Source organism: Burkholderia sp. Cy-637, assembly GCF_011753175.1.
GTDB classification, from domain to species: domain Bacteria; phylum Pseudomonadota; class Gammaproteobacteria; order Burkholderiales; family Burkholderiaceae; genus Burkholderia; species Burkholderia gladioli.
In genome coordinates, this window is sequence record NZ_VWWC01000233.1 from 1 (window position 1) to 8604 (window position 8604).

An 8604-nucleotide genomic window follows, 5' to 3' on the forward strand; every position below is an offset into this window, starting at 1 on the left:
GGCGCCGCTGCCCGCGCACCGCTCGCAGGCGGTGCCTGCCCGGCGGCGGCGCGCATGCGGCACCGCACAAGTGCATCCGGATCGGATCGGTGCGCGCCCCGGCGGCAGGTGGCGGAGCCGGTCGTCGGCACGGCTGGCGGGGCGCCGCCGCGGCTACAATGCGGGCTTCACAATCGCCGCGCGCAGCAAGGGTCCGCATGGAACTGAAATGGCTGGAGGACTTCGTCTCGCTCGCGGAGACGCGCAGCTTCAGCCGTTCGGCCGAATTGCGGCATGTCTCGCAGCCGGCCTTCTCGCGCCGGATCCAGGCGCTCGAGGCCTGGCTCGGCACCGAGTTGATCGATCGATCGGTCTACCCGACCCGGCTGACCCAGGCCGGCCAGGTGTTCCTCGAACAGGCGCTGACCATGCTGTCGCAGGCGCACGAGGCGCGCACGCTGCTGCGCGGCCACGCGGCGGCGCCGGTGCCGACCATCGAGTTCGCGGTGCCGCACACGCTCTCGCTGACCTACTTCCCGTTCTGGCTGCAGCGCATCGAGGCCAAGCTGGGCCCGGTGCATACGCGGCTGCGCGCGCTGAACGTGCACGACGCGGTGCTCTCGCTGGTGGAGGGCGGCTGCGACCTGGTGATGGGCTACCACCACCCGAGCCACCCGGTGGCGCTCGACCCGGCCCGCTACGACATGCTCACGCTCGGCATGGAGCCGATCAGCCCGTTCTCGGCGCCGCTGCGCCCGGGCCGGCCGCGCTACGCGCTGCCCGGCGCCGCCGACGCGCCGGTGCCCTACCTGTCCTACACGCCGAACGCCTATCTCGGGCGCATGACCGAGGTGATCATCGCCAATGCGCGCGAGCCGCTGTTCCTCGACCGCGTCTACGAGACCGACATGGCCGAGGGGCTCAAGGCGATGGCGCTGGCCGGCCATGGCGTGGCCTTCCTGCCGCACAGCGCGGTGGAGGACGCGGTGGCCGGCGGCGAGCTGATCCGCCTCGACCGGCCGGCGCGCGAGGGCGGCGCGCAGCCCTTCACGCTGAACATGGAGATCCGGCTCTATCGCGACAAGCTCGCGGTGCATGGCGACGAGGCCCGGCAGGCGCTGGTGCGCGAGCTGTGGGACGCGGTGATCGAGGAACTGGCGCAGCGCGCCGGCTGAGGACGGAGCGGCTTGCAGCCCGATTGCGGCCAATTCCGACTCGCGGGTGAGGTTAATCGACGCGCTCGATCACCGGCACGCGCCTCGCGTCGCGCCCGGTGCAACCGTTGGCGGGCCTTGCCCAGCAAGGATTTCGGCCGATTTTCCGCAGTTTCGGGTGGCGCCGCCCGGCGCGCCGGCGCCACTCGCTCAGCGCAGCTGAAAAGGCATGGCGATTGCTACCGTTCGCGAGCGGAACGCGCGCTTTGCCCAGCAGTAGCGCGATCATGCAAGAAACGCATAATCGAATAATCAAACGGCATTGGATTTCGAAAATGCGTTTTTCGACAATGTGCGTCATTCGCTGACCGTTGGAGAATCCATGTCTTCGCAACCGCAGTCCACGTCCCCCGTGCAATCCGTGCCGTCCTACCTGAACGCCGAGGCGCTCGGTCCCTGGGGCAACTACCTGCAGCAGGTCGATCGCGTCGCGCCGTACCTCGGCTCGCTGTCGCGCTGGCTCGAAACCCTCAAGCGCCCGAAGCGCATCCTGGTGGTCGACGTGCCGATCGAGCTCGATAACGGCACGGTCGCCCACTTCGAGGGCTACCGCGTGCAGCACAACGTCTCGCGCGGCCCGGGCAAGGGCGGCGTGCGCTACCACCAGGACGTGACGCTGTCGGAAGTGATGGCCCTGTCGGCCTGGATGTCGGTCAAGAACGCGGCCGTCAACGTGCCGTACGGCGGCGCCAAGGGCGGCATCCGCGTCGACCCGCGCAAGCTCTCGCGCGGCGAGCTCGAGCGCATGACGCGCCGCTACACCAGCGAGATCGGCATCATCATCGGGCCGAACACCGACATCCCGGCGCCCGACGTCAACACCAACGAACAGGTGATGGCGTGGATGATGGATACCTACTCGATGAACCAGGGCCTGACCGCCACCGGCGTGGTGACGGGCAAGCCGATCACGCTCGGCGGCTCGCTCGGCCGTCGCGAGGCGACCGGCCGCGGCGTGTTCGTGGTCGGCTGCGAAGCCGCCCAGAAGAAGGGCGTCGAGATCAAGGGCGCGCGCATCGCGGTGCAGGGCTTCGGCAACGTCGGCGGGATCGCCGGCAAGCTGTTCCAGGAAGCCGGCGCGAAGGTGGTGGCGGTGCAGGATCACACCGGCTCGATCTACCAGCCGGCGGGCCTGGACGCGGTCAAGCTGCTCGACCACGTGGCGCGCACCGGCGGCGTGGCGGGCTTCGAGGGCGCCGAGCCGATGGCCAACGACGAGTTCTGGACCGTCGAGACCGAGATCCTGATCCCGGCCGCGCTGGAAAACCAGATCACCGAGAAGAACGCGGGCAAGATCCGCACCAAGATCGTGGTGGAAGGCGCGAACGGCCCGACCACCACGGCCGCCGACGACATCCTCACGGCCAACGGCACGCTGGTGATCCCCGACGTGATCGCCAACGCCGGCGGCGTGACGGTTTCGTACTTCGAGTGGGTGCAGGATTTCTCGAGCTTCTTCTGGACCGAGGACGAGATCAACCAGCGCCTCGAGCGCGTGATGCGCGAAGCCTTCGCCGGCGTGTGGTCGGTGGCGGAAGAGCACAAGGTGTCGGTGCGTACCGCGGCCTTCATCGTGGCCTGCAAGCGCATCCTGATGGCGCGCGAGATGCGCGGTCTGTACCCCTGATCGACGCGCGAGCGAGCGATCGACACGGCATCGCGGCCTACCGGCCGTGACGCCAGCGCCTGGCGGGCGCCACCGGATCCGGTGGCGCCCGCTTCGCGCATCCGGATCAAGCTTCGGATGCGCGCCCACCGCGGCCGACAGAAGCCGTGGCGTAAGAAGAACAGCGGGTTAATAATAATTTCTTTCAAAAAAGTTACTTTGCTAGACTGACAAAGCTTAGCCCTAGGAGATACCAGATGAATTTCAATAAAGCGCTGCTGCTGGCCGCCGCTCTCGCCACGTTTGCCGGCGGCGCCATGGCGCAGGAAACGGGAACGCTGAAGAAGATCAAGGACACCGGCGTGATCGCGCTCGGCCACCGCGAGTCGTCGATTCCGTTTTCGTACTACGACCAGAACCAGAAGGTGGTCGGCTACGCGCGTGACTTCCAGATGAAGGTCGTCGACGCGGTCAAGAAGAAGCTGAACCTGCCCAGCCTGCAGGTCAAGGACATTCCCGTCACCTCGCAGAACCGCATCCCGCTGGTGCAGAACGGCACCGTCGACATCGAATGCGGCTCGACCACCAACAACCTCGATCGCCAGAAGCAGGCTGCCTTCTCGACCACCTACTTCGTGATCGGCACGCGCCTGATGACGTCCAAGGATTCGGGCATCAAGGATTTCGCCGACCTGAAGGGCAAGACCGTGGTGACCACCGCCGGCACCACCTCCGAGCGTCTGCTGCGCGCGATGAACAACGACAAGCAGATGGGCATGAACATCATCAGCGCGAAGGATCACGGCGAATCGTTCCAGACGCTGGAGACGGGCCGCGCGGTCGCGTTCATGATGGATGACGCGCTGCTGGCCGGCGAACGCGCCAAGGCGAAGAAGCCCGACAACTGGGTGATCGTCGGCACGCCGCAATCGGAAGAAGCCTACGGCTGCATGATGCGCAAGGACGATCCGGCCTTCAAGGCGGTGGTGGACGGCGCGATCACCGAGCTCGAGAAGTCGGGCGAGGCCGCCAAGCTCTACACCACCTGGTTCGAGAAGCCGATCCCGCCGAAGGGCCTGAACCTGAACTTCCCGCTGTCGGATTCGATGAAGAAGCTGTACGCGAACCCGAACGACAAGGCGCTCGACTGAGTTTCGCGGGTCACCACCCCACGCTCTCACGCAACGGAAGAGGCATGTGCTTCTTCCGTTTCTTTTTGCCGGAGTCTTGTCCATCATGTCTTACCACTGGAACTGGGGCATCTTCCTGAGCCCCGTTTCGACGGGCGAGCCGACCACCTATCTCGGTTGGCTGCTGTCGGGCTTCTGGGTGACGATCAAGGTCTCGCTCGCCGCCTGGGTGATCGCGCTGATCGTCGGCTCGCTGTTCGGCGTGCTGCGCACCGTGCAGGATCGCCGCCTGTCCGCGATCGGCACGCTGTATGTGTCGATCTTTCGAAATATCCCGCTGATCGTGCAGTTCTTCGTCTGGTACCTGGTGGTGCCCGAGCTGCTGCCCGCCTCGATCGGCACCTGGATCAAACAGTTGCCGCCGGGCACGCAGTTCTTCACCGCCTCGATCGTCTGCCTGGGGCTGTTTACCGGCGCGCGCGTGTGCGAGCAGGTGCGCTCGGGCATCAATGCGCTGCCCAAGGGCCAGCGCGCGGCGGGCCTGGCGATGGGTTTCACCGAATGGCAGACCTATCGCTACGTGCTGCTGCCGGTGGCCTACCGGATCATCGTGCCGCCGCTCACCTCCGAGTTCCTGAATATCTTCAAGAATTCGGCCGTGGCCTCCACGATCGGCCTGCTCGACCTGTCCGCGCAGGCGCGGCAACTGGTCGACTACACCGCGCAGACCTATGAGTCCTTCATCGCGGTGACGCTCGCCTACGTGATCATCAACCTGGTCGTGATGGCCTTCATGCGCTGGGTCGAGGCGAAGACGCGCCTGCCCGGCTATATCGGAGGCAAGTGATGCACGATTTCGACTGGAGTGGAATTCCGGGGGCGCTGCCCTCGCTGTGGACCGGCGCGATCGTCACCCTGCAGATCACCGTGCTGGCGATCGTGGTCGGCATCGTCTGGGGCACCTTGCTGGCCTTGATGCGGCTCTCGGGCGTGAAGCCGCTGCAGTGGTTCTCGCGGCTCTACGTCACGGTGTTCCGCTCGATCCCGCTGGTGATGGTGCTGCTGTGGTTCTTCCTGATCGTGCCCCAGGTGCTGCAGGGCGTGCTCGGGCTGTCGCCGACCATCGATATCCGGCTCGCCTCGGCGATGATCGCGTTCTCGCTGTTCGAAGCCGCGTATTATTCCGAGATCATCCGCGCCGGCATCCAGGCGGTGCCGCGCGGCCAGGCGAATGCGGCGTTCGCGCTCGGCATGAGCTACGGGCAGGCAATGCGTCTCGTGATCCTGCCGCAGGCCTTCCGGGCGATGGTGCCGTTGCTGCTCACGCAGGCGATCGTGCTGTTCCAGGACACCTCGCTGGTCTACGTGATCAGTCTCGCGGACTTCTTCCGCACCGCCACCAACATCGGCGATCGCGACGGTACCAGCGTCGAGATGGTGTTGTTCGCGGGCGCCTGTTATTTCGTCGTGTGCGTGCTCGCCTCCGCGCTCGTCAAGGGTCTCCAGAAAAAGGTCACAAGATGATTTCCATCAAGAATGTTTCGAAGTGGTACGGCCAGTTTCAGGTGCTGACCGACTGCACGACGGAAGTGAAGAAGGGTGAGGTGGTGGTGGTGTGCGGGCCCTCGGGCTCGGGCAAGTCGACCCTGATCAAGACCGTGAACGGCCTCGAGCCGTTCCAGCAGGGCGAGATCCTGGTCAACGGCGAATCGGTCGGCGACAAGCGCACCAATCTCTCCAAGCTGCGCTCGAAGGTCGGCATGGTGTTCCAGCACTTCGAGCTGTTCCCGCATCTGTCGATCACGGAGAACCTGACGCTCGCGCAGATCAAGGTGCTCGGCCGCGGCAAGGACGAGGCCAACGAGAAGGGCCTCAAGCTGCTCGATCGAGTCGGCCTGAAGGCGCATGCGCACAAGTTTCCCGGCCAGCTCTCGGGCGGCCAGCAGCAGCGCGTGGCGATCGCCCGCGCGCTGTCGATGGACCCGATCGCGATGCTGTTCGACGAGCCCACCTCGGCGCTCGACCCCGAGATGATCAACGAGGTGCTCGACGTGATGGTCGAGCTCGCGCAGGAGGGCATGACCATGATGTGCGTGACGCACGAAATGGGCTTCGCCAAGAAGGTCGCCCATCGCGTGATCTTCATGGACAAGGGCGCCATCGTCGAAGACGACCGCAAGGACGAGTTCTTCGCCAATCCGAAGTCGGATCGTGCCAAGGACTTCCTGGCGAAGATCCTGCACTGATCGATCGCGGCCGAGGTTGCCGCAAGCGGAACGCCCGGCTTCGTGCCGGGCGTTTTTTCATTGCAGCGCCGGAATCGACGCGATCGCGTCGGGAGTGAAGAAGGTGGGAAGCGGGCAGGGCGCGGCTCGGGCCGCGCGCCGTTCAGAAATCGGTGGGATCGTCGCCGGCCGCGACTTCGGCGGCGGCCGCCGCGAGCGTGACGTCGCCCAGCGCGGTGCTGGCGGCAACCGCCGCGGCACGCTGGCAGTTCTGCGAGGCGGAAGGGTCGAGCGAGGGATTGCGCAGCTTCTCCAGCACGATCTCGGGCACCTTCACGCGCGTGCTGGCGGCCACGTCGCCGCACTGGAACATCATCAGCTGGCCCGGCTCGAAGGCGGTCCAGACCTCGTCGTCGGTCAGCGGCTGGGTGGCGATCACGGCGACCCGGTCCTCGGGCGTGGTGTACTTGGCGAAATCGATCGAGAGATCCTCGTCGATCAGGTGCGCGGTCGAGAACGGCCAGCGGCGCACCAGGTAGTGCAGGCGCGTGGAGCAGTGCGCGAACAGCGCCTGCCCGTTGGACAGCAGGAAGTTGAACACGCCGTGCGAGGTGATGTCCTCGGTCAGCTCGGCGAGCCGCTCGAACAGCTCGGGCAGCGGCGGCTGGGCGCCCGGGAAGGTATCGCGCAGGCCCTGCATCAGCACGCAGAAGGCGCGCTCGCTATCGGTGGTGCCCACCGGCTGGTAGACGCCGTCCTCGAGCGTGGGCGCGTAGCCGGGCAGGTCGCCGTTGTGCGCGAAGATCCAGTGCCGGCCCCACAGCTCGCGCATGAAGGGATGGCTGTTCTCGAGCAGGATCGCGCCCTGCGTGGCCTTGCGGATGTGCGCGATGGTGTTCTTCGACTTGATCGGATAGCGCTTGACCATCTCGGCCAGCGGCGAGGTGGCCGAGGACTGATGGTCGAGGAACAGGCGGCAGGCCTTGTCCTCGAAAAACGCGATGCCCCAGCCGTCCTTGTGATGATCCGTGAGCCCGCCGCGGGCCGCGAAGCCGGTGAACGAGAAGGTCACGTCCGTGGGCTCGGCACAGTTCATTCCGAAGAGTTGGCACATAGGTGTTGCGGCAGGTCAGGCAGGGGGGACACCGGGCGGAACCGGTACAATGACGGTTTCAAGCATATCACCGAGCCCCGGGCGGCTGAAGCGGAACCCGCGTGCGCACGGCCCCGTGTTGCGGTTTTCCGTCACTCCCGACGGTCACGGGGCACGAACGCGGCCGCCGCCGGCCCGCCGCCCGTCCATCCCTACGACGCCCCATGACCGCTCCGAACGCCGCTCCCGCCGTGTCTCCCGTTTCCTCGCTGACCCTCGCCCGCCCCGACGACTGGCACCTGCACGTGCGCGACGGCGCGATGCTCGCCGCGGTGCTGCCGCATACCGCGCGCCAGTTCGGCCGCGCGATCATCATGCCGAACCTGAAGCCGCCGGTCACCACCACCGCGCAGGCCGAGGCCTATCGCTCGCGAATCCTCGCCGCCGTGCCGGCCGGGATGCGCTTCGAGCCGCTGATGACGCTCTACCTGACCGACAACACGCCCGGCGACGAGATCCGCCGCGCCAAGGCGAGCGGCTTCGTGCACGGCGTGAAGCTCTACCCGGCTGGCGCCACCACCAATTCCGATGCCGGCGTGACCGACCTGCGCAAGTGCGCCGGCGCGCTCGAGGCGATGCAGGAAGTCGGCATGCCGCTCCTGGTGCATGGCGAGGTGACCAATGCCGAGATCGACCTGTTCGACCGCGAGAAGGTCTTCATCGACCGCGTGATGACGCCGCTGCGCCGCGATTTCCCGGCGCTCAAGGTGGTCTTCGAGCACATCACCACCAAGGACGCGGCCGACTACGTGCGCGATGCGGATGCCGCGCCCGGCACGCTGGGCGCCACCATCACGGCCCATCACCTGCTCTACAACCGCAACGCGATCTTCACCGGCGGGATCCGGCCGCATTACTACTGCCTGCCGGTGCTCAAGCGCGAGACCCATCGCGTGGCCCTGGTTGAGGCGGCCACCTCGGGCAATCCGCGTTTCTTCCTCGGTACCGACAGCGCGCCGCACGAGAAGAACGCCAAGGAAGCCGCCTGCGGCTGCGCCGGCTGCTACACGGCGCTGCATGCGCTCGAACTGTACGCCGAGGCTTTCGACCAGGTCGGCGCGCTCGACAAGCTGGAAGGTTTCGCGAGCTTCTTCGGCGCCGATTTCTACGGCCTGCCGCGCGCCAGCGAGACGGTCACGCTGCGTCGCGAGAGCTGGCAACTGCCGGCCACGGTCGAGGCCGGCGACACCTCGGTGGTGCCGCTGCGCGGCGGCGAGTCGATCGGCTGGCGTCTCGCGTGAACGCGGGGGGCGGCGGCGCACGCGCGGCCGCGCCCGGCTTCGATGCGATCGACTGG

Annotated in this window: 9 protein-coding genes; 7 read left to right on the forward strand and 2 right to left on the reverse strand. The window is 66.7% G+C overall.

The window, feature by feature from the left end:
- Positions 1-197: 197 nt before the first annotated feature.
- Entirely contained in the window at positions 198-1154 is a 957-nt protein-coding gene (locus F3J10_RS32690) for a LysR family transcriptional regulator (protein ID WP_013696645.1), read from the forward strand.
- A gap of 52 nt (positions 1155-1206) precedes the next feature.
- Here F3J10_RS32690 and F3J10_RS32695 read toward each other — a convergent pair whose 3' ends face one another.
- Positions 1207-1494 carry a hypothetical protein gene (locus tag F3J10_RS32695; protein ID WP_167243822.1) on the reverse strand — a complete coding sequence of 96 codons (288 nt, stop codon included), beginning with the start codon at positions 1492-1494 and terminating at the stop codon, positions 1207-1209.
- A 21-nt stretch (positions 1495-1515) separates the two neighbouring features.
- Between F3J10_RS32695 and F3J10_RS32700 the strand changes: the two genes are divergently transcribed.
- The 5 genes from F3J10_RS32700 (at position 1516) to F3J10_RS32720 (ending at position 6175) form a co-directional block, all read left to right on the forward strand.
- Positions 1516-2820 carry a Glu/Leu/Phe/Val dehydrogenase gene (locus F3J10_RS32700; protein ID WP_025096779.1) on the forward strand — a complete coding sequence of 435 codons (1305 nt, stop codon included), beginning with the start codon at positions 1516-1518 and terminating at the stop codon, positions 2818-2820.
- Between the two features lie 236 nt (positions 2821-3056).
- Positions 3057-3950 (forward strand): glutamate/aspartate ABC transporter substrate-binding protein, encoded by an 894-nt coding sequence (locus F3J10_RS32705; protein WP_167243823.1) that lies wholly within the window; start codon positions 3057-3059, stop codon positions 3948-3950.
- 85 nt (positions 3951-4035) lie between these two features.
- The gene (locus F3J10_RS32710) at positions 4036-4776 is read left to right on the forward strand and encodes an amino acid ABC transporter permease (protein WP_013696648.1); all 741 of its coding nucleotides are present in this window, start codon (positions 4036-4038) and stop codon (positions 4774-4776) included.
- Positions 4776-5453 (forward strand): glutamate/aspartate ABC transporter permease GltK, encoded by a 678-nt coding sequence (gltK, locus tag F3J10_RS32715; RefSeq protein ID WP_025096777.1) that lies wholly within the window; start codon positions 4776-4778, stop codon positions 5451-5453. The genes F3J10_RS32710 and gltK overlap by 1 nt, the downstream gene beginning before the upstream one ends.
- Positions 5450-6175, forward strand: a complete 726-nt coding sequence (locus tag F3J10_RS32720; RefSeq protein WP_013696650.1) for an amino acid ABC transporter ATP-binding protein — start codon at positions 5450-5452, stop codon at positions 6173-6175. The genes gltK and F3J10_RS32720 overlap by 4 nt, the downstream gene beginning before the upstream one ends.
- Before the next feature lie 142 nt (positions 6176-6317).
- Here the strand turns inward: F3J10_RS32720 and F3J10_RS32725 are convergent, their stop codons facing one another.
- A complete protein-coding gene (locus tag F3J10_RS32725) occupies positions 6318-7268 on the reverse strand; it encodes a class II glutamine amidotransferase (RefSeq protein WP_020381350.1) in 951 nt (316 codons plus the stop codon).
- Between the two features lie 203 nt (positions 7269-7471).
- On the opposite strand from F3J10_RS32725, the gene pyrC reads away from it, so the two are divergent.
- Complete coding sequence (gene pyrC / locus F3J10_RS32730) at positions 7472-8548, forward strand: dihydroorotase (protein ID WP_036029781.1); 1077 nt, start codon at positions 7472-7474, stop codon at positions 8546-8548.
- Positions 8549-8604 lie beyond the last annotated feature (56 nt).